This is a genomic window from Cupriavidus sp. 01L43 (assembly GCF_056399925.1).
Window position 1 is genome coordinate 101,942 of the sequence record NZ_JBFTSH010000005.1, and the last position, 24,180, is coordinate 126,121.

The 24,180-nt window shown below is 67.5% G+C and carries 22 protein-coding genes; 13 read left to right on the forward strand and 9 right to left on the reverse strand.

The window, feature by feature from the left end; genetic code table 11:
• Positions 1–40: 40 nt before the first annotated feature.
• Positions 41–1,534 carry a putative bifunctional diguanylate cyclase/phosphodiesterase gene (locus AC1DP9_RS11085; RefSeq protein ID WP_477107348.1) on the forward strand — a complete coding sequence of 498 codons (1,494 nt, stop codon included), beginning with the start codon at positions 41–43 and terminating at the stop codon, positions 1,532–1,534.
• A 126-nt stretch (positions 1,535–1,660) separates the two neighbouring features.
• Here the strand turns inward: AC1DP9_RS11085 and AC1DP9_RS11090 are convergent, their stop codons facing one another.
• Positions 1,661–1,987, reverse strand: coding sequence for a PadR family transcriptional regulator (locus AC1DP9_RS11090; RefSeq protein WP_092294144.1), 327 nt, complete (start codon positions 1,985–1,987; stop codon positions 1,661–1,663).
• A 560-nt stretch (positions 1,988–2,547) separates the two neighbouring features.
• On the opposite strand from AC1DP9_RS11090, the gene AC1DP9_RS11095 reads away from it, so the two are divergent.
• Entirely contained in the window at positions 2,548–3,459 is a 912-nt protein-coding gene (locus tag AC1DP9_RS11095) for a DMT family transporter (protein ID WP_477107349.1), read from the forward strand.
• A 34-nt stretch (positions 3,460–3,493) separates the two neighbouring features.
• Here the strand turns inward: AC1DP9_RS11095 and AC1DP9_RS11100 are convergent, their stop codons facing one another.
• From AC1DP9_RS11100 to AC1DP9_RS11110, 3 genes are all read right to left on the reverse strand, one after another.
• Positions 3,494–3,901, reverse strand: coding sequence for a PXPV repeat protein (locus AC1DP9_RS11100; protein WP_092294141.1), 408 nt, complete (start codon positions 3,899–3,901; stop codon positions 3,494–3,496).
• 126 nt (positions 3,902–4,027) lie between these two features.
• Positions 4,028–4,474 (reverse strand): ferric iron uptake transcriptional regulator, encoded by a 447-nt coding sequence (fur, locus tag AC1DP9_RS11105; protein WP_092294139.1) that lies wholly within the window; start codon positions 4,472–4,474, stop codon positions 4,028–4,030.
• 389 nt (positions 4,475–4,863) lie between these two features.
• Positions 4,864–5,121, reverse strand: a complete 258-nt coding sequence (locus AC1DP9_RS11110; protein ID WP_477107350.1) for a hypothetical protein — start codon at positions 5,119–5,121, stop codon at positions 4,864–4,866.
• 36 nt (positions 5,122–5,157) lie between these two features.
• Here AC1DP9_RS11110 and AC1DP9_RS11115 point away from each other — a divergent pair, with 36 nt between their 5' ends.
• Positions 5,158–8,691 (forward strand): autotransporter domain-containing protein, encoded by a 3,534-nt coding sequence (locus AC1DP9_RS11115; protein ID WP_477107351.1) that lies wholly within the window; start codon positions 5,158–5,160, stop codon positions 8,689–8,691.
• Position 8,692: 1 nt separating this feature from the next.
• On the opposite strand, the gene AC1DP9_RS11120 is transcribed toward AC1DP9_RS11115, so the two are convergent.
• On the reverse strand, positions 8,693–9,583 hold the full coding sequence (locus AC1DP9_RS11120) for a LysR family transcriptional regulator (protein ID WP_092294135.1): 891 nt from the start codon (positions 9,581–9,583) through the stop codon (positions 8,693–8,695).
• Between the two features lie 114 nt (positions 9,584–9,697).
• On the opposite strand from AC1DP9_RS11120, the gene AC1DP9_RS11125 reads away from it, so the two are divergent.
• Positions 9,698–10,582 carry an aldo/keto reductase family oxidoreductase gene (locus AC1DP9_RS11125; RefSeq protein ID WP_477107352.1) on the forward strand — a complete coding sequence of 295 codons (885 nt, stop codon included), beginning with the start codon at positions 9,698–9,700 and terminating at the stop codon, positions 10,580–10,582.
• Here the strand turns inward: AC1DP9_RS11125 and AC1DP9_RS11130 are convergent.
• Positions 10,574–11,485 (reverse strand): DMT family transporter, encoded by a 912-nt coding sequence (locus AC1DP9_RS11130; RefSeq protein ID WP_441591202.1) that lies wholly within the window; start codon positions 11,483–11,485, stop codon positions 10,574–10,576. The genes AC1DP9_RS11125 and AC1DP9_RS11130 overlap by 9 nt on opposite strands.
• A 118-nt stretch (positions 11,486–11,603) precedes the next feature.
• On the opposite strand from AC1DP9_RS11130, the gene AC1DP9_RS11135 reads away from it, so the two are divergent.
• Together AC1DP9_RS11135 and AC1DP9_RS11140 are read left to right on the forward strand one after the other, a co-directional pair.
• Positions 11,604–12,041, forward strand: a complete 438-nt coding sequence (locus AC1DP9_RS11135) for an Lrp/AsnC family transcriptional regulator (RefSeq protein ID WP_092294129.1) — start codon at positions 11,604–11,606, stop codon at positions 12,039–12,041.
• Positions 12,042–12,254: 213 nt separating this feature from the next.
• Positions 12,255–13,907: a hypothetical protein gene (locus AC1DP9_RS11140; protein WP_477107353.1), complete on the forward strand. Its 1,653-nt coding sequence runs from the start codon at positions 12,255–12,257 to the stop codon at positions 13,905–13,907.
• A gap of 76 nt (positions 13,908–13,983) precedes the next feature.
• On the opposite strand, the gene AC1DP9_RS11145 is transcribed toward AC1DP9_RS11140, so the two are convergent.
• Positions 13,984–14,733: an SDR family NAD(P)-dependent oxidoreductase gene (locus tag AC1DP9_RS11145; RefSeq protein ID WP_092294125.1), complete on the reverse strand. Its 750-nt coding sequence runs from the start codon at positions 14,731–14,733 to the stop codon at positions 13,984–13,986.
• A gap of 106 nt (positions 14,734–14,839) precedes the next feature.
• Here AC1DP9_RS11145 and AC1DP9_RS11150 point away from each other — a divergent pair, with 106 nt between their 5' ends.
• Positions 14,840–15,748, forward strand: coding sequence for a LysR substrate-binding domain-containing protein (locus AC1DP9_RS11150; protein WP_477105199.1), 909 nt, complete (start codon positions 14,840–14,842; stop codon positions 15,746–15,748).
• Here the strand turns inward: AC1DP9_RS11150 and AC1DP9_RS11155 are convergent.
• Positions 15,708–16,721: a LysR family transcriptional regulator gene (locus AC1DP9_RS11155; RefSeq protein ID WP_477107494.1), complete on the reverse strand. Its 1,014-nt coding sequence runs from the start codon at positions 16,719–16,721 to the stop codon at positions 15,708–15,710. The two genes, AC1DP9_RS11150 and AC1DP9_RS11155, sit on opposite strands and share 41 nt — an antisense overlap.
• Positions 16,722–16,936: 215 nt before the next feature.
• Here AC1DP9_RS11155 and AC1DP9_RS11160 point away from each other — a divergent pair, with 215 nt between their 5' ends.
• Positions 16,937–18,640 carry an FAD-dependent oxidoreductase gene (locus tag AC1DP9_RS11160; protein WP_092294119.1) on the forward strand — a complete coding sequence of 568 codons (1,704 nt, stop codon included), beginning with the start codon at positions 16,937–16,939 and terminating at the stop codon, positions 18,638–18,640.
• Between the two features lie 54 nt (positions 18,641–18,694).
• Here the strand turns inward: AC1DP9_RS11160 and AC1DP9_RS11165 are convergent, their stop codons facing one another.
• Positions 18,695–19,309: a flavodoxin family protein gene (locus tag AC1DP9_RS11165; RefSeq protein ID WP_092294117.1), complete on the reverse strand. Its 615-nt coding sequence runs from the start codon at positions 19,307–19,309 to the stop codon at positions 18,695–18,697.
• A gap of 286 nt (positions 19,310–19,595) precedes the next feature.
• Here AC1DP9_RS11165 and AC1DP9_RS11170 point away from each other — a divergent pair, with 286 nt between their 5' ends.
• The 5 genes from AC1DP9_RS11170 to AC1DP9_RS11190 all read left to right on the forward strand — a co-directional run bounded on the left by AC1DP9_RS11170 (position 19,596) and on the right by AC1DP9_RS11190 (position 23,985).
• On the forward strand, positions 19,596–20,177 hold the full coding sequence (locus AC1DP9_RS11170; protein WP_441591205.1) for a CBS domain-containing protein: 582 nt from the start codon (positions 19,596–19,598) through the stop codon (positions 20,175–20,177).
• A gap of 4 nt (positions 20,178–20,181) precedes the next feature.
• Complete coding sequence (locus AC1DP9_RS11175) at positions 20,182–21,153, forward strand: GlxA family transcriptional regulator (RefSeq protein WP_255370791.1); 972 nt, start codon at positions 20,182–20,184, stop codon at positions 21,151–21,153.
• A 148-nt stretch (positions 21,154–21,301) separates the two neighbouring features.
• On the forward strand, positions 21,302–22,042 hold the full coding sequence (locus AC1DP9_RS11180) for an SDR family oxidoreductase (protein WP_441591207.1): 741 nt from the start codon (positions 21,302–21,304) through the stop codon (positions 22,040–22,042).
• Positions 22,043–22,061: 19 nt separating this feature from the next.
• On the forward strand, positions 22,062–22,562 hold the full coding sequence (locus AC1DP9_RS11185; RefSeq protein WP_092294108.1) for an Ohr family peroxiredoxin: 501 nt from the start codon (positions 22,062–22,064) through the stop codon (positions 22,560–22,562).
• Between the two features lie 217 nt (positions 22,563–22,779).
• Positions 22,780–23,985, forward strand: a complete 1,206-nt coding sequence (locus tag AC1DP9_RS11190; RefSeq protein WP_477107354.1) for an NAD(P)/FAD-dependent oxidoreductase — start codon at positions 22,780–22,782, stop codon at positions 23,983–23,985.
• Positions 23,986–24,180: the final 195 nt, after the last annotated feature.

Below are 24,180 nucleotides of genomic sequence, written 5' to 3' on the forward strand. Positions count from 1 at the left end.
GGGGCCGGCGCCATTTTCCACCGTCTTTTATCCTGCCTTCATGACTTTGTCCGCGTGGTTGCCCGTTCTGCCCTGGCTGCTGGTTGCAGCGGGCGGCGCTTTGGCGGGCTGGGCGGCGCGGGCGTGGTGGAGCCGCCGGGCGTCCGGGCAGGTGACCCAGGCCCAGGCGACGCAGGACCAGACCGAACGCCGCCGCGTGGACGAGTACATCCGCCATCTGGCGCAGCACGATGCGCTGACCGGGCTGCTGAACCGCGCCGCGCTGCACAGCCGCACCGAGGCCGTCCTCGACGATGCGCGCCGCCATGGCGAGCGCGTGGCGCTACTGCTGCTCGACCTCGACCACTTCAAGCACATCAACGAAACCCTCGGGCACCCGGTGGGCGACGACGTATTGCGCACGATTGCCCAGCGCCTGCGCGGCACGGTGCAGCCGCGCGACGTGGTGGCACGCATGGGCGGCGACGAATTCGCCGTGGTGCTGGGCGGCCTGCGCCATGACAGCGAGGCCGAACTGACGGCGGCCAAGATCCTGGCGCGCGTCTCCGAAGGCTTGCAGCTGGCCGGGCACCTGGCCGGGCAGCCGCTGCGGGTGACGCCTTCGCTCGGCATGGCGATCTATCCCGATGATGGCGAGACGCTGACCGACCTCCTGAAATCCGCCGATTCGGCCATGTACGCGGCCAAGCGCGGCGGCCGGGCGCAGCTGCGGCGCTTTGCGAGCGAGATGGCCGAGGCTTCGCTGACCCGCTTTACCATCGAGGCGCTGCTGCGCCGCGCGCTGGCCGAGCAGGAGTTCCGGCTGCGCTACCAGCCCATCGTCGACCTCGCCACGCTGAACGTGGTGGGCGTGGAGGCGCTGATCGCCTGGGAAACCCCCGAGCGCGGTGTGATGCAGCCATCCGAATTCATCCCGATTGCCGAGCAGTGCGGGATGATCGACGCGCTGGGCGAGTGGACGCTGGCCACCGCCTGCCGCGACATCCAGACCCTGCGCAACGAACTGGGCCGCGACATCGACGTGGCGGTGAACATCTCGCCCTTGCAACTGCGCCGGGCGGACTTCCCGGAGACCGTCGCGCGCTGCCTCCAGGCGGCCAGCCTGCCGGCCCCGAGCCTGACCATCGAGGTCACCGAAGGCATTCTCGTGGATGGCGGCGAGACCACGATCGAGTCGTTCCGGCGCGTGCGCCAGTTGGGCGTGAGTGTGTCCATCGACGACTTCGGCACGGGTTATTCGGGCCTGGGCTACCTGACGCGGCTGCCGATCAGCAAGCTCAAGATCGACAAGTCATTTGTCGATGACCTGGCCATGCCCGGCCACGACCGCGCGGTGGCGGCCGCCATCATCGCGCTCGGCCATCAACTGCACCTGCACGTGGTGGCGGAAGGTGTGGAGTCGACCGCGCAGCTGGATTTCCTGCGTGGCGAGGGCTGCGACGCGGTACAGGGTTTCCTGTTCTCCCAACCGCTGGGGCTGAACGCGCTGCGCGACCTGCTGCTGGCCGGGGACGGCTTCTCGCGCGTCGCCTGAGGCCCCTCCGGCACTCATCCGGCGCCGCAGAAACGGGTACGCTTCAGGTTCGCTTTGGCCATGAAAAAACCCGGCTGGCGCTCAGGCGCACAGCCGGGTTTGTCTTGTCTGGGGATCAGTCGGGGCTCAGCCGTTGACGATGGACGCCGCCGCGTCCTCGCCGTTGGGCGAATGGAGCCGGCGGTACAGTTCGTCGATGCGCAGCCGGCTGCTCGCCAGTTCCTCGCGTCCCTGTTCGGTCAGCTGATAGACCCGCCCGATACCGTCGCGCAATACACTTTCCAGATACCCATCCATCTGCAACGCGCGCAGCAAAGGCCGCACCGTGCCGATATCCACCTGGAATCCGTACTCCATCAGCATTTCTGCAAGCATGGCCACGGTGGCGGGCACCTCCATGGCGAATTGCAAGACGTAGACGCGGGCTAACAAGCCGAGGAACTGTCGTTTCATGAGGCAGGCAACGCAAAGGGGGGACTGGCGGTTGACGCGGATTTTACCGCGCGCGCTGCGGCGCTGCCCAAGAGATGCCGAAGTCGCATACGATAGGCGCTTTCCGACGGCAGAAAAAAAAGAAGCCGCCAGGGTTGCCTGGCGGCTTGTCGGGAATGCGTCGGAGGGGTCAATTAACTCTGGCGCAGAACAGAGTTTAGCGGAATCGAATACGCGATGTCACGCCCTGTGCTAGGGCTCCCCACATATGGGGGGTAGGTATGAAAGGCATCCGAAAGAGATTCTGCAGCGATTCCGCAACAATGGTGATCTTTGCCCCACTTATGGGCAGACTTTGCGACTTTTAGCGCGTGTTCTCTGGCCATTTTCGTGGTCAGGATCAGGTCCGATTCCAGCGCGCAGCCTGCCGTCGGGCGCGGTGTAATGGCAGTACGGTGTCGCGCGCCGTGTTGTTCGATCAACCTACGGCACGGGGCATATCGATCGATTTTTCGTCGTTTTGTATCCAATGCGCAACGGTTTCGCGGCAGGCGCCCGAGTCGTTGCTTCTCACGAAGCCCATGAAACCTTCCGACCTGATTCGTCTGCTGTCGCTGTCCGCCATCTGGGGCGCCAGTTTCCTGTTCGTGCGCATCGGCGCGCCGGTGCTGGGGCCGCTGCCGACAGCGTTCTTCCGCGTGCTGATCGGTGCCGTCACGCTGGCGGCCTGCCTGATGCTGATGAAAGTGAAATGGGACATGCAGGGCAAGTGGCGCCCGGTGATCGCGCTGGGCATCATCAACTCGGGTATCCCGTTCGTGATGTATTCGGTGGCTGCGTTGTGGCTGCCGGCGGGCTATTCGGCCATTTTCAACGCCATGACGCCGCTGATGGGCGTGCTGATCGGCAGTCTGTTCTTCGCCGAGAAGCTGACGCGCGCCAAGGGGATGGGGGTGCTGATCGGGCTGGCCGGGGTGGCGGTGCTCACGCGCACTGGCCCGGTGGTGTTCTCGCACGATGTGTTGCTCGGCGCGCTGGCCTGCCTGGTGGCGACCTCGTGCTACGGGCTGGCCGGCTTCCTGACGCGCCGCTGGATCACCGCGCGCGGCGGCCTGGATAACCGGCTCGTGGCGGCGGGCAGCATGGTCGGCGCGACGCTGTTCCTGCTGCCGTTCAGCCTGGCCGCGCTGGTGCGCGAGAACACGCTGCCGGCCGCTGGCCTGGGCGTGTGGGCGGCCATGCTCGGCCTCGGCATGGTCTGCACGGCCATCGCCTACGTGCTGTATTTCCGGCTGGTGGCGGATCTGGGCCCGGTGCGGTCGCTGACGGTGACCTTCCTGATTCCGCCGTTCGGCATCGTCTGGGGCTGGATGTTCCTGGGCGAGACGCTGTCGTGGGCGCATGCCGCCGGCATGCTGCTGATCGGCGCGGCGGTCTGGCTGGTGCTGAAGCCGGCCGCGCTGGCGGTCAAGCCCGCTGCGGCAAGCTCCTGACGACTGGCTTATTGGTCTGACTTATTGGTCTGACTTAGTGGCGGTGGTCGCCACGGTCACCATGGTCGCGGTGGTCGTCATGGCCGCGATGGTCATCGTGACGGTCGCGGCCATACCCATAGCCATGGCCGTTGTCGTGACGATGCCACGCCTGGTACTGGCGGCGGTCATACCAGCGGCCGCCATCCCAGTAGCGATCGCCATGCCAGCCGATCACGACCGGCGCCACCACCACCGGCGCCGGACGATAGACCACCGGCGGCGGCGGCATGTAGACCGGGGCCGGACGGGGCTCGACATAGACGGGAGCGGGTGCCACGTAGACCGGGGCCGGCGCGCCGAGGTTGACGTCGATATCGACGCGCGCCATGGCGGCAGTGGAGGCCGCCAGCGCGGCGGCGCCAGCGACGAAAACCAGCAGGGAAAGAGGACGCTTGTTCATAGTATTCACCAGGGGGTGAGAGGTTATGACTCCACTCTACCCATCTGGCGTATTACTATTCACGCACATTTGTAACAGAATCGGCCAATTCTGTAAGAGATCCGGCCGGCACTTCTGCCCGGCCGATTACTCGCTTCCCGGCACCACCTGGCAGGCCGGGCACAGGCCATAGAGCACCAGCATGTGCTCGCGCAGCTCGAAATCATTCTCGGCCGCCACCTTGCGCTGGCGTTGCTCGATCCCCTCGTCACGGAATTCCTCCACCACCCCGCAGCTCACGCAGATCAGGTGGTCATGGTGGCCGCCCTCGTTCAGCTCGAACACGGCGTGGTCGGCCTCGAAGGTGTGTCGCAGGAGGATATTGGCCTGCACCAGCTGGTTCAGCACGCGATAGACCGTGGACAGGCCCGCATCCACTTCCTGCGCCAGCAGGATCCGGTAGACATCTTCCGCGCTCAGGTGGCGGCGGTCGCTGCGCCGGAACGCCTCCAGCACATGCATGCGGGGCGACGTGGCTTTGAGGCCGGCGCGTTGGAGAGGGGTAGGGCTGGACTTCACGGATGACAGGGACATGCGGCGGCTCGCACCGGGCGGGGTGCGCTCAGTTAGTTGACTCCACGAGGATTCCGAAGGCGGTGGGCGCGGGTATCGAGGTATCGATGGCCCACCGGCCGAGGCGTGCTGGAAATCAGGCGAGAAGCACCCGGGCCGGACGACGCAGACTGGCAGCCCGTCCCGGGCGGCGCGCCGTGCCTGACGGCGCGCGGAATAAAAAGGTGGCCTGGCTTGTCGCAGGATGACGCGATCGGGAAAACGGGGTCTGGATGTTTTCCCGATCTTCCTGCGACTGGCTACTACCAAACGCTCCGTGTGTCGGAGCGGTCCCCACAAAAGTCGGTAACAGGCGCCGCATTGCTGCCACGCCCTGAAAACTGTTTTGTCTGCGCCGGCGGTGCCGTTCGTCAGACAGTGAAAGCAGTGTAAATGGGAATCGATCTCATTTCAAGAGGAATTTTCAGGAATTTTTGATTGGCGAGTCCGTTGTGAAAAATGGACAAAGCGGCCGCTGCACGGGCGACAGTACCCAATAGGGGGATGTCGTAGGCGCCACTTTCGCTTATGGTCTGCCCGGTCTGAAAAAAGAACAGCCCCCTAAATAAAAGCGGGGTTGCGGGAGAAATCGGGTGCAAAACAACAAAAAACGAGGCGGTTGCCAGCACGGCGCCGCAGGGGTGGCGCGCGCAGGTTCCACGGGCATGGCGAGGGTCTTCCGGCGATGGCTGGGAACGATCCTGGCGCTGTGGATGATGGCTGTCGCGCAACTGGCATGGGCGGTGCCGCCCACGGTGACGTCGATCAGCCCTTCCAGCGGATCCACCGCCGGCGGCACGATTGTGACGATCATCGGGACCGATTTCACAGGCATACCCGACGTCAGGTTCGGCGCGACCTCGGCCAGCTTCGTCGTGGGCAGTTCGACGAATATCACCGCCACAGCGCCCCCCGGGGCCGCCGGCACGGTCGATGTGACCGTGACCACGGCAGAGGGTACCAGCGCCACCAGCGCCGCGGACCAATTCACCTATTTCACCCCGCTGCCCACGGCGGGAGCCGTCTCCGCTGTGGTGGCCTACGGGAGCAACAACAACCCGATCACGCTGGCGCTGAGCGGTGGTGCGGCTACCAGCGTCGCGGTAGCGATGCCAGCCGCCCACGGCACTGTCATGACGTCGGGCACGTCCATCAGCTATACGCCGATGGCCGGCTATGCCGGCCCGGACAGCTTCACCTACACGGCCTCGAACGGTTCGGGTACCTCGACGCCGGCCACTGTCACGATAACGGTCGCACCGCCGACGATCAGCTATGCGCTGCCCTCGCCAACCGCCGCCACCGCAGGCGTGCCGTACAGCCAGTCGCTGGCCATGGCGTCCGGCGGCGCCGCGCCGTACACCTATACGCTCGCCTCGGGCGCACTGCCGTCTGGGATCAGCCTCGCCTCCAACGGTACGCTGGCCGGCACGGCCACGAGCGCCGGCACCTACGTCTTCACGGTCAAAGCGACCGACAGCAGCACGGGCGTCGGCCCGTTCTCCAAGACGAGCAATACGCTGGTGCTGTTGGTCCTTCCGCCAATCCTCTCGGTGAGTCCGAGCACCTTGCCTGCTCCCGTGGTCGCCATCGCCTACAGCCAGACCATGTCGACAAGCGGCGGGACCGCGCCGTACAGCTATGCCGTGACGAGCGGTACGCTCCCGTCCGGGCTGGCGCTAAGCCCGAGTGGGGTGTTAGCGGGCACGCCAACTGGGGGCGGCGCTGTCGCTTTCAGCATCACCGCGACCGACACCGCAGGCTTCTCGACTACGCAGAGCTACGCGATGACCGTCGGCGTGCCGATGGTGACCATGAGTCCGACGGCCGTGCCAAACGGCACCGTGGGTGCGCCCTACAACCAGGTCCTGACGGCAGGTGGGGGCACGGCGCCGTATACCTATGCCGTGACCAGCGGGGCGCTGCCGGCTGGCGTAACGCTGTCCCCGGCGGGCTTGCTGTCGGGGACGCCGACAGCGAGTGGCGCCTTCACCTTCACCGTAACCGCCACGGACAGCAGCACCGGCGGCGGCCCATACACGGGCAGCCGGCCCTACACGCTGATCGTGGGAACGCCCACGCTGACGCTGTCGCCCGCCACGCTACCCACGCCGACCCTCGGCACCGCCTACAGCCAGACGCTGACCGGCGCTGGCGGTGTGGCACCCTACACCTTCAGCATCTCGGCCGGCACGCTGCCGCCCGGATTGTCGTTGAACGCGAGCACTGGTGTGCTGAGCGGTACCCCGACCACGCCGGGCGCCTCCACCTTTACCGTGAAGATCATGGACAGCAGCACGGGGGTGGGCGCGCCATTCACCACCACCCGCAGCTTCACGCTGGCCACGGCGCAGACGATTCCCACAGCGCCGCCAGTGGCGGTGACCACGGCCTCCAACGGACCAGTGACGATCCATGCCGCCGCCAACGCCACGGGCGCGCCGTTCTCGGGCGTGGCGATCACCACGCCGCCGGCCAGTGGCAGCGTGGTCGTCAATGGGCTGGACATCGTCTACACCCCCACGCCGACCACCTCGGGCGCGGTGACGTTCGCCTACGCGCTGAACAATAGCGCCGGGGCCTCGGCGCCGGTGACGGTCACCGTCACCGTGAACGCGGTGCCGATCGCGGTGGCCCAGCGGCAGCTCTCGACCCTCGCCAACCGGCCGGTCAGCGTGGACGTGACCGAGGGCGCCACGGGTGGCCCGTTCACGGGCGTGACCATCGTCTCGGTGACGCCGGCCAACGCCGGCAGTGCCACCGTGGCCGCCAGCGCGGCCAAGAGCCCCGCGAGCGCGGACAAGCAGGTGGCTGCCGCCGCCGGCTACACGGTGACGTTCACGCCGGCTGCCGCGTTCTCGGGCGCCGCCGTGGTGACCTACACGCTGAGCAATGCCATCGCCACCTCGTCGCCAGCCGTGCTCGAGCTGAGCGTGGCCGCGCGCCGCGATCCGTCGACCGACCCGGACGTCTCGGGCCTGATCAACGCCCAGATCCAGGCCGCGCGCCGCTTTGCGACGGCGCAGCTCAGCAATTACAACCAGCGTCTGGAGCAGCTGCACGGCAAGGGCCGGGCGCCGTCCGGCAACCAGATCACGGTGCAGATGCCGCGCACCGAGGGCGATACGCGGCGCTGCGAGTCCGAGCAGAACCTGACCGCGCGCGATGCCTGCCTGCGCGGCGTGCTGCCCGCGAGCCGGCTGGCCGACACGGGCCGGCGCGGTGGGATGGATAGGGGAGCGGGATCGCGCGAGGCCGCGGTGGCCGCCGAAGCCGGCGCCGGGGATGGCACCGGCGATGGCACCGGCGAGGGCACCGCACCAGACCTGCCGAACACCGGCGCTGCGCCGACGCCGGACAACGACGATATCCGCCTGGCCTTCTGGACCGCCGGCACGGTGGACTTCGGCTTCGCCAACACCACGGCGCAACGGTCCGGCTTCCGCTTCACCACGGGCGGCGTGACCGCCGGCGCGGACTACCGGTTCTCGGACGAATTCACGCTCGGCCTCGGCTTTGGCTACGGGCGCGATTCGACGGACGTCGGGGCCTCCGGCACGCAAAGCAAGGCCGACGCCTTCAGCGTGGCGCTCTACGGCAGCTATCGCCCGAAGCCCTCGCTGTTTATCGACGGGGTGGCCGGCTACGGCTCGCTGAATTTCGATTCGCGCCGCTGGGTGGGCGACGAAAGCGCCTTCGCCTATGGCAGCCGCGACGGGCATCAGGTCTTCGCCTCGGTCTCCACCGGCTACGAGTACCGCGACTCGGCGTGGCTGGTGTCGCCCTACGGCCGCCTGTCGGTCTCGGAAAGCACGCTCGACCGGTATTCGGAAACGGGCGCCGGCTTCAGTTCGCTGACCTACTTCGGGCAGACCGTGACCGCGGTGTCCGGCACGCTGGGCCTGCGCACCGAGTACGCGCAGCCCACGCGCTGGGGCCTGTTCCTGCCGTTCGCGCGGGTCGAGTTCCAGCACGACTTCAACGGCCAGAGCGGGGCCGGGCTGGCTTATGCCGACCTGGCCGGCGCCGGGCCGGCCTACACCGTGAACGGCTCGCCGTACGGTCGCGACCGCGTGCAAGTGGGTCTGGGCGCCAAGCTGCGCACCCGCTCGATGCGCTTCGGACTGGACTACAACGTGATGTTCGGCATGGGCGGATTGCAGCAGGGAGTGCGGCTGACCTTGGCGGCGCCGTTCTGATTTACGCCGCCTTCACGAAATCGATAAAAGCGCGCAGCGGGGCGGGCACGTGGCGATGGCCGGGATAGTAGAGGAACGGCCCGGAGAACGTCTGCCACCACGGCTCCAGGATGGGCTCCAGCGCGCCGCTATCGAGGTAGCGGCGCAGGCCGCCCTCGAAGAAATGGACCACGCCGCCGCCCGCCAGGGCGATCTCGAAGGCGAGGTGGAAGGCGGCGGCCGGCTTCACGACCAGCGGGCCGGGCGGGTCCAGCGTCACGACCTCGCCATCGCGCTCGAAGATCCACGGCGGCATGGCGCCGCCGGCGAACTGGCCGCGCAGGCAGGCGTGGCCGAGCAGTTCGCGCGGATGGCTGGGCCGGCCGTGCCGATCCAGATAGGACGGCGCCGCAGCCGTCGCAAAGCGCTGCACGCGCGCGCCAATCGGCACGGCGATCATGTCCTGCTCCAGCCGCTCGTCATAGCGGATGCCGGCGTCGCAGCCAATCGTCAGCAGATCGACAAAGCTGTCCTCGACGATCACCTCGACGCGGATATCGGGATAAGTCTCAAGAAAGCGGGGCAGCAGCGCGGTCAGCTCCAGCGTGGCCACGCTCGACGGCACGTTGAGCCGGAGCGTGCCGGTGGGTTTGTCGCGGAACAGGTTCAGCACGTCGAGCGAGGCTTCCATCTCGCTGAACAGCGGCGTCAGCTTCTCCAGCAGGCGCAGCCCGGCTTCGGTCGCCGCCACGCTGCGCGTGGTGCGGTTCAGCAGCCGCAGGCCGAGCCGCGCTTCCAGCCGGCGCACGGCAATGCTCAGGCTCGATGCGGATACCCCGCCGATCCGTGCAGCATCCCGGAACCCGCCCGCGCGGGCGACTGAAACAAAGGCGGCAAGGTCGTTGAATTCCATCGCAGCAATGGCACGAACTGTGCAGATTATTGAACAACCTGTGCAATCTAGATGGGATTATCGAACAGCGCAATCGCTCTCATACTCGCTTCACCCACTTCCAAGGAGCGCGTCATGTCGGCATCCCAACCCCTGAACACCTTTTCGCTGGCCGGCCGGACCATTCGCCGCCTCGGCTACGGCGCGATGCAACTGGCCGGCCCCGGCGTATTCGGCCCGCCGAAGGACCGCGACGCCGCCATCGCCGTCCTGCGCGAGGCCGTGGCGCTGGGCGTGAACCATATCGACACCAGCGATTACTACGGCCCGCATATCACTAACCAGCTGATTCGCGAGGCGCTGCACCCGTATCCGGACGATCTGCTGATCGTGACCAAGCTGGGCGCGGTGCGCGGCTTGGATGCCGCCTGGATTCCGGCGCTGGAGCCGGAAGACCTCGCGCGCGGCGTGCACGACAACCTGCGCAACCTGGGGCTGGAGGCGCTGGACATCGTCAATCTGCGGGCGATGGGCGATATCCACGCGCCGTCCGAAGGATCGCTGGAGCGGCAGGTGGTGGCGCTGGCCGAACTTCAGCAAAAGGGCCTGATTCGCCACATCGGACTGAGCAATGTCACTGCCACGCAGGTGGCGGAGGCGCAGCGCATCACGAAGATTGTCTGCGTGCAGAACCAGTACAACCTCGTGCACCGCCACGACGAGGCGCTGATCGACGATCTGGCGCGGCAGGGCATCGCTTACACGCCGTTCTTCCCGCTGGGTGGGTTTTCGCCGATCCAGTCCACGGCGCTGGCGGATATCGCGCGCTCGCTGGGCGCTACGCCGATGCAGGTGGCGCTGGCCTGGCTGCTGCACCGGTCGCCCAATATCCTGCTGATCCCGGGCACCTCGTCGGTCGGCCATCTGCGCGAAAACCTGCAGGCAGCCACGCTGGCGCTGGCGCCGGACGTGCTCGCGGCGCTCGACCGCATCGGCGCGCCAGACCCCGCCTCACGTTGAGGACTTGCCCTCCACCTCCACCATTGCTGCCGGCTTGCGCCATGGCCAGCCCAGCGTCATGCCGGCGGCGGCCAGCAGGATCAGCGTCGCCCCGACCAGCTGGGTCGGGTGCAACTGGTGACCGAATGCCACCCGGTCCACCAGGATGGCGACGATCGGATAGATGAAGGACAGCGCGCCGGTCAGGTGCGTAGGCAATTTCTGAATCGCGCCGTAGAGCAGGATGTACATCAGGCCGGTATGGACCACGCCCATGGTGGTCAGCGTGGCCCACGGCACGAGGCCGGACGGCAAATCCGACGACACCGCCATCGGCAGCAGCATCACGGTGCCGACGATCACATGGATCAGGGCGATCAGATGCGGCGGCGTGCCTTTGAGTTGCTTCGCAAACATCGCGGCCAGCGCGTAGCAGAACGCCGCGCCCAGCGCCAGCAGGATGCCGACCAGGTAGTCGCCGTGCGGCGCGCCGGCGCCGGGCTTGGCCTGCACAATCAGCAGCATGCCGCCGAAGGACAGCAGCAGCCAGCCGAGCTTGGCCAGTGTCAGCCGCTCGCGCAGGAACACCGCGCCGAGCGCCACCAGCATGAACGGCTGGGTGTTGTAGACCGCCGTGGCAATCGAGATGGACGCCCCCGCGTAGGCCGAAAACAGCAGCAGCCAGTTGGCGACGATGGCCACGCCGCCCGCCACCGCGAGCAGCAACTGGCGGCGGTTCAGCGTGCCCGGCTTGAGGTAGCCCTTGGCGGCGCAGACCGCCAGCAGCACGGCCGCGCCGAACGCGCAGCGCCAGAACACCACCTGCGTCACCGGGCGGCCCGACACCACCACCAGCCAGCCGATGGTGCCGGAGATGACCATCGCCGCCACCATTTCCATCATCCCGCGTTTGCGCTCGTCCACTGCGAATCCTCCTATCGAGGCTAGGCAGTTTACGAGGTCGTCCGCCCGCTGCCCATGCCGGAATGTAGGCAAGTCGCCTATATTCCTTACTTAATTAGGCAAAAGGGGGAAATTTCCTATGTCGATCGACGATCTGGACCGCCGTATCCTGGCGCTGCTCCAGCAGGACGCGCGCATGCCGGTGAAGGCGCTGGCGGAGCAGGTGGGGCTGTCGTCGCCGGCGGCGTCGGAGCGGCTGCGGCGGCTGGAGGAGCGCGGGGTGATCCGCGCCTTTACCGTGGATGCCGAACCGCGCACGCTCGGCTACCCGATGCAGGCCATCGTCCGCATCCGGCCGCTGCCGGGGAAGCTCCAGCAGGTGCAGAAGCTGATCGAATCGATTCCGGAATTCGGCGAATGCGACAAGGTGACCGGGGACGACTGCTTTATCGGACGGCTGTACCTCCGCTCCATCGAGCACCTGGACCATATTCTCGAGCGGATTACCGATATGGCGGAGACCAGTTCGTCCATCGTCAAATCCCAGCCGGTCAGGCGGCGGCTGCCGCCGCTCTGACAAGGATTCAGGTGTCGAATAACGCATTATTGCGATTTGAGACAAAATCGCCGAAACGTGCCAATCCTGTTGTGTTGTCAATCCCCCCACAGCGGGTTGGCCGGCGCAAGACCACTCCCTGACACTCCACGCCGCCGGGCATCGTAGATTTGCCCGCGGGTACGCGCTGCGGGTCGCTGCGCGGGGAAAGACATCATAAGAAAGAGGTCAGGGATGAAATCGAGGATTTTGTTGACGGGTTTGGCGGCTGCGGTGCTTTCGGCCTGCGGCGGCGGCTCCGGGGATGGCACCACCAGCACGCCGGCCGGCGGTTCGGGCAGCGCGCCGGTGACCACCAAGATCAGCGGCACGGCTGCGGTCGGTGCGGCGCTGGCTGGCGCCACGGTCCAGGCGAAATGCGCCACGGGTAGCGGCACGGCCACCACGGCCGCTGACGGCACGTTCACCCTCAATATCGACAACGCTGTGCGTCCGTGCGTGCTGGCCGTGACCACGCCGGACGGCACGACGCTGCACTCGGTGGTGGAAGGCGGCTCCGGCACCAGCGCCGTGGCCAACATCACGCCGCTGACCGAACTGCTGACCGCCTCGCTGGCGGGCGGGAGCACTACGACGTTCTTCACCCAGTTCGACAAGAATGCCCAGAACCTCATCACCGCGGACGGCCTGACCAAGGCCAACAATGCCGTGAGCCTGGTCCTGACCGGCGTGGTCGACCTGACGGGCATCGACCCGTTCAAGGCACCGCTGGTGGCCGCCAATGGCGGCAACGCCGGCAATGCGCTGGACAAGCTGCTGGACCAACTGATGGCACGCCTGGCCACGGCGAAGACCACGCTGGCCGACCTGTCGTCGGCAGTGGGCAGCAACGCCGGCGCGACCGCCATCGGCACGGTTCTCCAGCCGGCCTCGGCCACCTGCGCGGGCCTGCGCACGGGCAACTACTTCATGGTGACGGGCGGCATCATCGGGCCGATGAAGTTCAACGCCGACACGACGTCGTTCGTTCCCGTGACCAGCTTCGCCGACGGTATCGAAATTGCTCCCCCCACGCCGTTGACCCCGGTTGTCGGCGACGCCTGCCACTTCACGTTCGGCACCGCCCCGATGGCGTTGGACATCATGGTGGCGAAGTCGGGCATCGGCATGATGGTGGTGCCGAGCCTGGGTGTCGGTGCCCCCACGGTCTTCCCGCCGCTGATCGTCCCGGCGCAGACCCTGCCGCTGGCTGAACTGGCTGGCGACTGGAACGGCCTGGGCTTCGAGCGTGACGACCCCAGCGTGCCGTACGCGCCCGCGCGTGTGAAGTTCACCCTGAATGCCGCCGGCAAGATGACCGCCGGCGCGGATTGCACGGGTACCAGCACCTGCACGCCATGGCTCGACGCCGATCTGGGCACGGTCACGGTCAACCCCACTGGCGGCTTCGACCTGACGGACACCTCGGGCGTTGCGCAAGCCGTGGCGTTCAAGGGCACGGACGGCCAGCTCACGGTCGTGATCACACAGCCGAACGGCATCATGATCGCCACCAAGGCGATTGCCCGCGCGATGCCGGTGGTCGGCACGAAGAATTCGTACTGGGACCTCACGGCCTTCGCCGACAGCACGCTCTTGATGGAAACGGCATCGACGACGATCACTGCGGCAGATCCGGTGACCGGCGTCTACTCGCGCCTGCGCGGCGACGGCCGTCCGGACAGCTGGACGCAGAACAGCCCGGTGCCGGGTCTGCGTTATCGCGCGGCCGCCAACGGCCTGCGCGAGGGGATTGCCATGACGTTGAACAACACCGGCTTGGGCGTGATGATCAGCCTCAGCGCGCCGGTGCCGTTCTTCGACATCTCGGTGAACCGTCCGCAGTAAGCACTACACCGCTGTACGCATGACAGAAGCCCGCCTTCCGGCGGGCTTCTTCGTTTCTGCGCCCGGATCAGCCGGCTCAGGTCAGCGAGATGCCGCCGTCCACGCGCAGGTTCACGCCGGTGATGAAGCTCCCGGCATTGCCTGCCAGCATCACGGCGGCCGATGCCACCTCGTCGGCGCGGCCCAGCCGGCCCAGCGGGATGGCGGCGGCCATGGCGGCCTCGAAGCCGGGGCGCTCGGCCGGGCCGACGCCCAGCTTGGCCAGGATCGGCGTCTCGGTCGGGCCCGGGCTGATCACGTTGACGCGGATGCCGCGTCCCTTGAACTCCAGCGCCCAGTTCCGCGCGAACGCTTCGATGGCGGCCTTGCTGCCGGCATAGACCGCGTGGCCGTCGAGCACCTTGCCGCTGGCAATCGAGCTGACCAGCAGCACCGCGCCGCCGTTGCGCAGCACCGGCGCAATCTTCTGCACGCCGAAGAACACCGCCCGGGTGTTGGTGGCGAAGTGGGTGTCGTACTCGTCGATGCCGACCTGTGCGGATTCGGTGATGATGTTCATCCCGGCGTTGGCCACGTAGATGTCGGCGCCGCCGAAGCGCTCGGCAACGAGGGCGGCCACGCGGTCGTGGGTGGCGAGATCGGCGATGTCGCCGGTCAGGCCGACTGCCTTCGCGCCCAGTTCGGCCACGGCGGCCTCCACGGCGTCGTTGCGGCGCCCGACGATCACCACATGGGCGCCCTGGTCGACGAATTGACGGGCGATGGCGAAACCGATGCCACTGTTGCCGCCGGTAACGACGGCGACCTTTCCTGCTAGCGTGTTCATATGCGTTCCTCGATAACCCTGATGGGTTTGCCTACGCATTTAGCCAGAGCGGGCCGGGGCCTCCCAGCCCTACAATAGACCCATCACTTGTGCCAACCTGTCATCAATGTCGATCGAACGCCTGCATGGCTTGTCCGCCTTCGTCCGCGCCGTGGAAGCGGGCTCGTTCACGGCCGCCGCGCGGCGGCTCGGCACCACGCCCTCGGCGGTGTCCAAGAGCATTGCGCGGCTGGAGGCGCGGCTGGGCGTGAAGCTGTTCCACCGCTCGACGCGCGCCTTCGAGCTGACCGACGAGGGGCAGGCCTACTACGGGCGCGTGGCGTCGCTGGTGCGGGGGCTGGAGGAGGCCGCCGAGGTGCTGGGCACCCCGTCCACGGCGGTGGGCACGCTGCGCATCAGCATGCCGAGCGACCTCGCGCGCTCGCTGCTGGGGCCGGTCACGGCGATCCTGATGCCGCGCCATCCCCGGCTGGCGCTGGAGGTCAGCGTCAGCGACCAGCATGTCGATTTGATTCGTGAAGGCTTCGACCTGGCCCTGCGCGCCGGGCAGGTGGTCGACAGCGGCCTGTTCGCCAAGCCGCTGGCCGACCTGCCGCTGGTGCTGGTGGCCTCCCCGGACTATCTGGAGCGGCACGGCGTGCCACGCACGGTGGCGGATCTGGCCGCGCACCGGCACGTGCGCTACCGGCTGGCCGGGCAGGTGGTGCCGATCGCCTTTGCCGATGGGGCGCGCGTGCCGCTGGAAGGCGCGTTCGACTCGGACAGCGGCGAAGCGCTGCGCACCGCCGCCGTCAACGGGCTGGGCATCGCCCAGATCCTGCGCACGGCCGTGCAGGCCGATCTCGACGCCAACCGCCTGCGCGTGGTGCTGCCGGATGTCGGCCTGCGGCCCGTGCCGCTGCAGGTGCTGCACAGCTTCGGGCGGCGCCTGCCCGTCCGCGCGAAGGTGTTCATCGACTTCGTCGCGGCGGCACTCAACCGATCGGCGCCGGGATCAGATCCGGCTCGGGGTTGAAGTCGGTCAGGCAGTTCAGCTCCTGCGCGCGGATCGCATCGGTCATGAAGTCGATAAACACGCGGATGCGCGTGGGCAGGTGCTGCCGGCTCAGGTAGCAGAGATAGTGCCCGCGGTCGTCGGGCGCGTAGCGGCCCATCGCCACCACCAGTTGCCCGGCGGCCAAGGGCTCGGCGATCTGGTACCCGGCCAGCTGCGCGATGCCCCAGCCCTGCAGGACCGCATGCAGGACCAGGTCGGCGTCGTTGAACGTGAGCCGCGCGGTCGGCATGACCTTGCGCAGTTGCCCCTCCACCTTGAACTCCCATTCGAAGACCCGCCCGCTGGCAAAGCGGAAGTTGATGCAGGTATGCCGGCTCAGGTCTTCCAGCGCATCGGGCAGGCCGTGCCGCGCCACGTAGGCGGGCGACGCGCACAGCGCCATCTGCATCGGAATCAGCTGCTTGGCGATGATGCTGGAGTCCTCGATGCGTCCGTTGCGGAAGGCCACGTCGACCTGCTCGGAGGCGAAGTCGGTGGGCCGGTCGTCGAGCAGCAATTCGATGGCGATCTCGGGATAGGCGGCCATGAATGGCTCCAGCAGCGGTGCCACCACCTTCCGGCCAAAGCCCACGGTGGCGCTGATGCGGATCATGCCGCGCGGCGGGCCTTCGCGCAGCTCCAGCATGTCGTTCATGGCCTCGACGATATGCGTGACGCCCTGATGACAATTCTCGAAAAAGCGCTGGCCCTCGCGTGTCAGTTGTGTGGTGCGCGTGGTACGCAGGAACAGCCGCGTGCTCAGCTGCGTCTCCAGCTTCTGCACGTTGCGGCTCACCGCCGAGCGGCCGATGCCGAGGCGCTCGCCGGCCTTGGCGAAGCTGCCCTCGCTGGCCACCGCCATGAAGGCCATGATGCCGGCGTAGCTCGCCGCAAAGCCCGTGGACAGCGCATCGGCGCGATTCGGGAGGCTGACGCGGAAGCCACGTTCCATGGCCTCCCCGGGCGCCAAGGGCGTCGCCGGGACGATCGATGCCACGCCTGCCGCCGGGTCCAATGTGTCGGATCGGTTCATTCCTGCTGTTCCCCAGTCGAAGCGGTTGCGGATCGATATACGTAAGTCGTACGGGAGTCGCCGAGTGCATGACTGAGTTTCCGGGGCCGGACTGCTACTCTGCAATCCAAGCCCACCTCACCCTCGAAAACGCCATGGACACCCTCCCGAACCCCCTCACTTCCGCCACCGCCGCTGGCGATGCGTCGGGAGAGCAACCGGGCGCTCCGGTCATTGCGTTTCATCGTCGGCAGATGTACCCGCACCTGACCGCCGCAGACATCGCCCGGATCGCGCCTTATGGCGCTGAACGGACCTGGCGTGCCGGCGAACTGGTGGTGCGCACCGGCGACCCGGCCAGCGGGCTGGTGCTGGTGGTGGAAGGGCGGGTGCGCATCGTCCAGCGTGACGGCATCGGCGACAGCACGCTGGTCACGGAACACGGCCCGGGCAACTTCCTGGCCGAGATCGGCCAGCTTTCCGGCATGCCGGAACTGGTGGACGGCATCGCCATGGAGGATGTGCGCGCCATCGTCGTGCGCCCGGCCTGCCTGCGCTCCCTGATGGTGGCGGAGGCGGTGCTCGGCGAACTGATCATGCAGGCGCTGATCCTGCGCCGCACGGCGATGATCCAGCGCGGGCGCGGCCCGTCGCTGGTCGGCCACGGCAGCGACGCCGCCATGGTCGAACTCCAGGCGCTGCTGCGCCGCAACAACTACCCCTACTCGGTGTTCGATCTCGACACCGACGAGGACGCCGCCGGCATGCTGCGCAAGTTCGACGCCCACGAGGCCGACCTCCCGCTGATGATCTGCCCCAACGGCACGGTGCTGCGCCGCCCCGATACCACGCAGGTGCTGGCCTGCCTCGGCTTGCTGCCCGAACTCGACAAGGACCGCGTCTACGACGTCGGCATCATCGGCGCCGGCCCGGCGGGACTCGCCGCCGCCGTCTACGCGGCGTCCGAAGGCCTGCGCGTGATCGTGCTGGACGCCCTCTCGCCCGGCGGGCAAGCGGGCGCCAGCGCGCGCATCGAGAACTACCTCGGCTTTCCGGCGGGCATCTCGGGCCACACGCTGACCGCCAATGCCTACGCCCAGGCGCAGAAGTTCGGCGCGCATATCGCGAGCCCCGTCGAAGTCGCCCGGCTGGACTGCGGCACGGTGCACAAGGTGCGCACCAAGGCCGGCGATACGGTGCGCGCGCGCACGATGATCATCGCCAGCGGCGCCGCCTACCGTCGCCCGCCGATCCCGAACCGGGCGATGTTCGAGGGCCGGGGACTCTATTACTGGGCATCGCCGGTGGAAGCCAAGCTCTGCGCCAGCCAGGAAGTGGTGCTGGTGGGCGGCGGCAACTCGGCCGGCCAGGCCGCCGTGTTCCTCGGCGCGCACGCCGCGCACGTGCATATCGTGATCCGGGGGGCGAGCCTCGAACAGAGCATGTCCCGGTACCTGATCGACCGCATCGCCGCGCAGCCCAACATCACCGTCCATGCGCACACCGAAGTGACGGACCTGAGCGGCGACGCCCGGCTCACCGGCGTGGTGCTCCGCAACCGCGAGACGGGTGTGGAAGAGAAGAAAGCGATTCAGCATGTGTTCCTGTTCACCGGCGCCGACCCGAATACGGCATGGCTGGGCGGTTGCCAGGTGGGCCTGGATCAGAAGGGCTTCGTGCTGACAGGCACCCTGGCCGGACAGCCGACCAACACGCTGGAAACCTGCGTGCCGGGCATCTTCGCCATCGGCGATGTGAGGTCCGGATCGACCAAGCGCGTGGCCACCGCCGTGGGCGAAGGGGCTGTGGTCGTCTCGCAGATTCACGGCTACCTGGCTGCCGCGCAGGAAGCGGCCTGAGCGTGCCCACCTAAGGGCACCCACCCGGAGCCGGTGCGCGGGCCGCCGCGGTGATTACGCCGCCAGCGACAGCTTGGCCAACTCGGCCCGGCCGGCCGCCAGTTGCAGGGCCACACGCGCCACGCGCGCACCCAGGTAGGCTGAAGTCTTGAGGTCCGCCGCGGTGGCGCCGTCATCGGCGCAGACATCCGCATCGCTCTGGGCCGCCGCGCCAAGGAAGTAGCCATGACGATTCATGCTGTCCTCGGTGGAGCCGGAGTGGTTGTGGCCGGGCGGCAGGCCCAGGTTGACCCAGTGCATGCCGAGCTGCGCGGCGTAAATCGCCAGTTGCTGCAGCGTGTTCAGCTTGTCACCGGAGCGCGAGGCCGCGTTGGTGAAACCGGCGGCCACCTTGTCTTTCCAGGCGCCGGTGGCGAACACGGTCTGCGACGAGGCGTCCATGAACGCCTTGAACTGCGCGGAGGCGCTACCCATATAGGTGGGCGTGCCGAAGATGACCGCGTCGACCGATTCCAGGTCCTTCCAGTGCGCGTCGACGTCTTCCACGGGAATCAGCACGCTCCTTACCCCCATGACACTGGCGGCGCCCGCGTGCACGGCTTCCGCCTGTCGGCGCGTGTGACCATACCCACTGTGGTACACCACCGCGACGCGTACTGCATTGTTCATGCTTGCTTCTCACTAAAGACTTCGATGCCGGCCGGTTTTTCGGCCTGTTCTGGACTTGCTTCGATGGTAATTAGGGGCCAATGTGACGTAAATGACAGCGTTCCCATAATTCCTGCCAAGCTGCCAGCCGCGTTCGGCACGTACCGGGCATCGGCCGGGCGATTGGTGCGTACGGGGAAACTTCGTGGCCGCGCCAGGTGTCTTGTTCACCATCCCGCGCCTGACTAGACTCGCTCTGACAGTGTCCCGATCCAGCCTGCGCCAGCGTGGGCCCCCCGACTCCCCGATGAGACAAGACCCGTATCGCGTGCCAACGGCTGTGCTGCCGACCCTGCTGCGCCGAATTCCCGCCGTGCAGCACACGCAGTCCCTGGGTGACGCGCTGCGGATCCTGGCCCAGCATCCCACCGCCAGCGCGGTGGCCGTGCTGAGGGGGGAGGTGCCGGTGGGGGTGATCTGCCGCGAGCTGATTGGCGATGTGGTGCGGCTGCCGTGCTACCGGGGCTGGATCCATCGCGAACACTGCGTGCAGTTCGTCTCGCACGCGCCGCACCGGCTCTGCATCGATGCCACGGTCATCGAGCTGGCGCGGGCACTGACGCCGACGCTGCACCGGCACCCGGCGGACCCGCTGGTCGTGACCCGGGACGGTGCCTACCTCGGCATGGTCGAACGCCCTGCGCTGATGCAGGCCGTGATCGATCTGCGCCACGTGCCGCCGGGTCCGCCGGGTCCGCCGGGTCCACCAGGCAGCCCGACATCCGCCGGTCACGGTCTTGCGCCAGATTGTCCGCAAGACTTAACATCCACCGATTTCAGCGCTACCAGCCATGGGCCAGACACCTACGCCGTACGCAGGGAACATTGAACAGATGCCACGCAATATTCTTTTCGTGGTCTATCCCGAAGTGAGCCTGCTCGACCTGGCCGGACCGCAAACCGTGTTCTGGGCCGCTTCCCGCTACGCGCACGAGCACGGGCTGGCGGGCTACCGTTGTCATACCGCCAGCCTGGATGGCGGCGCCGTACCGTCGGCGGAAGGCACGATGCTGCAGGTCGAGTCGCTGGAGACGTTCGATCTGCGCCTTGTCGACACGGTGATCGTGCCGGGCTCCCCGAAGATCATCGACGTAGCCCAGCATTCGGCGTCGCTGATCGCCTGGCTGCACGACGCGCCGTGCAAGGTCCGGCGCGTGGCGTCCGTGTGCACCGGCGCCTTCCTGCTGGGCTTCGCCGGCCTGCTCGACGGCAAGCGTGCCACCACCCACTGGGCGATGCGCGACCGCTTCCACGAGCTGTTTCCCAGCGTGGACCTGGACGCCGACGCCATCTTCGTGCAACAGCAGCATCTCTGGACCTCGGCCGGCGTCACCACCGGCATCGACCTCGCGCTCGCCATGGTGGAGGCCGACTACGGCCACGAGGTGGCGCTGAACACCGCCAAGGAACTCGCGGTGTACATGAAGCGGCCCGGCGCGCAGCCGCAACTGAGCGAGATGCTGATCACGCAGAGCCGGCAGGTGCCGGTGTTCGAGTCGCTCCATATGTGGATCGTGCAAAACCTGTCCCGGGCCGAGCTTTCCGTCGAGCAGCTGGCCGACTATGTCGGCATGAGCCCGCGCAACTTCGCACGGGTCTACAAGCAGAAGACCGGCCGCACGCCGGCCAAGGGCGTGGAGCTRTTCCGGCTCGAAGCCGCCCGGCGGGCGCTCCAGGACCAGAACCGGGCCATCGACCAGATTGCCAACGAATGCGGCTTCGGCAGCGAGGAGCGCATGCGCGTGACCTTCCAGCGCCACTTCGGCCTCTCCCCCAGCGAATACCGCCTGCAGGTGAACCGCTAGCCTTCTTCTTGTACGTCTCCTTGTGATTGGTGCGAAACAGGAAACACCGTGCGCTTGGCGTCGGTCTGGCGCCACGCGCCGCCGGTGTCTAGCATGAGGGTGAATTCATCCCCCCTCGGCAACGCAGCACTCAGCAAGGAGAAGCATCATGAAGATTGTGGTCATTGGCGGAACCGGCCTCATTGGCACGAAGGTCGTGGCGCGTCTCGTCGCGCAAGGGCATGACGTGGTGGCGGCCTCGCCGAAGTCGGGCGTCAACGCGCTGACCGGCGAAGGGCTGGACAAGGCGCTGGCCGGTGCCAAGGTGGTGGTGGACGTGGCGAACTCGCCGTCGTTCGCCGACGACGCGGTGCTGCACTTCTTCGAGACGTCCGGCCGCAACCTGGCCGCCGCCGAGAAGGCCGCCGGGGTCGCCCATCATGTGGCGTTGTCGGTGGTCGGCACGGACAAGCTCGCGCAGAGCGGCTATTTCCGCGGCAAGATCGCCCAGGAAGCGCTGATCCGGGGCGCCGGCATCCCCTACACCATCGTCCGCTCCACGCAGTTCCTCGAATTCCTCGGCGCCATCGTCCAGTCGGCGGGAGACAGCGACACGCTGCGCATCACGCCCGCGCTGATCCAGCCGATTGCCTCGGATGACGTGGCAGACGCCGTGGCGGACGCCGCCCTGGCCGCGCCGGTCAACGGCATCGTCGACATCGCCGGCCCGGAGCGTTTCCAGATGAGCGACCTCGTACAGCGCTACCTCAAGGCCACCGGCGCTACCAAGACCGCCGTGGCGGATCCGGACGCGCGCTACTTCGGCGCCGAACTCCAGGAGGGCACGCTGGTGCCGGAAGGGGAGGCGCGGCTCGGCCACATCAGCTTCAGCGACTGGATGCATCGATAACAACCAGCCGGGAGACACGATGGATAACGAGAGGCTGGAACCTCCACCGCTGACGCTGCTCGACCGATACCGGGGCCAGGGCTTCACCGCGCTGTATACGACCACCGTCACGGTATCGGGCGGCACGGCGGAGCACGGCCGTGCATCCGGGGTGGCGAGATCCGATGACGGCAATCTGATGCTGGACCTGCGGCTGCCCGCCGCGCTGGGCGGCCCGGGCAGCGGCACCAATCCCGAGCAGCTCTTCGCGGCGGGCTTTGCCGCCTGCTTCCACGGCGCGCTGAGCCTGATCGCGAAGCGTGCGCACGTCGATGTCGCAGCGATGACCGTGGCCGTCGAGGTCGCGTTCGGGCGCGACCCCGCCGATGGCGCCTACGCGCTGATCGCGGACGTCCGCATCCGCATGCCGGGTGTGGAACGGCACGTGGCCGAGGAGCTTGTGCGCAATACCGAGCGCATGTGCCCCTACGCCAAGATGGCCCGCGAGGGCATGCGAAGCGTCATCGCCATCGCCCACTGAGTACACCCTCGATTGGTGCCTGCGCGGCAACAGCATGCGTACCGTGGCGGTACTTCCGGTCCACCGCCCCTCCACCTACGATTCATCCCAAGCAGGACGGCAACCAAGCCGCACCGCCGCAGTGTCCCCGCACTGCAGCGGTGCCCTGCCCTCCCGTAGGTATCCCATCGCTGCCGTGCCCGGCGGCACCCCTGGCTGAGATAAAGAGGAAACGACCATGAAACAAAGGATTCTGATTGTGGGTGGCGGCTTCGCCGGCGTCTGGTCCGCACTCGGTGCGGCGCGTGTCGTGGACATGGAGCGCAACGCGGACACCGTGGTCGAGATCACGCTGGTGTCGCCCAAGGCCGAGCTGCACGTGCGCCCCCGCCTGCATGAAGCCCAGCCTGAGCAGATGGCCGTGCCCCTGCTGCCGCTGCTGAACGCGGTCAACGTGAAGTTCATCGAAGGCACCGTCGACCGGATTCACCCGGGCGACCGCAGCGTCGATGTGACCACCACCTCCGGCGACACGCAGTCGGTCAGCTATGACCGCCTGGTGCTGACCAGCGGCAGCCGCCTGTTCCGTCCGCCCCTGCCGGGCCTGACCGAGCATGCCTTCGCGGTGGACCAGATCGACGAGGCCGTGAAGCTGCGCGAGCACCTGCAGGGCCTGGCCGCGCGCCCGAGCACGGCCTCCCGCAATACCTTCGTGGTGGTCGGCGGCGGCTTCACCGGCCTGGAAGTGGCGACCGAGCTGCCCGAGCGCCTGCGCGCCATCTTCGGCAAGGACTACCAGCCGCGCATCGTGGTCGTGGAGCGTATCGAGGCCATCGGCCCCGACCTCGGCCCGGGCCCGCGTCCGCAGATTCTGGAAGCGCTGGACCAGCTACGCATCGAAACCCGCCTGGGTGCCGGTGTGGTGTCGATGGACGCCACCGGCGTGGTCACGGCCACCGGCGAGCGCATCGACACCGACACCATCATCTGGACCGGCGGCATGGTCGCCAGCACGCTGACCAAGCAGGTGTCCCCGAACCTGGACCGCCAGGGCCGCATGGACGTGACGCCTGACCTCCGCGTGATCGGCGCCAAGGACGTCTTCGGCGCCGGCGACGTGGTGCGCGCGCTCACCGACGACCAGGACCACTACTCGCTGATGTCCTGCCAGCACGCGCTGTTCATGGGCCGCTTTGCCGGCCACAACGTGGCCGCCGACCTGCTGGGCCTGCCGACGCTCGACTACAGCCAGCCGTTCTACGCCACCTGCCTGGACCTGGGCAGCTGGGGCGCGGTCTACACCGAAGGCTGGGACCGTCAGGTCAAGCTGACGCACGCCGAAGGCAAGGAACGCAAGATGATGATCAACACCCAGTGGATCTACCCGCCCGCGCCCGTGCGTGAGCAGGCGCTGGCCGCCGGGAACCCGAACATCACGTTCTAAGTCGTCCCGCTTCTCTCCATCCTGTCTCCTCCATCCCGTTTGACCGACGGCTTCCTCCTCCGGGGCCGTCGGTTCTTTTTTTGTCGTCCGTATCCGGGGCGATTGGTGCGGACTTGGAAACGCGGCCTCCCGGGCATGCGTCTTGTTGGCTGCCGTCTGCCTGCCTAGACTTCCAGCAACTGAAATTGTTGTCTG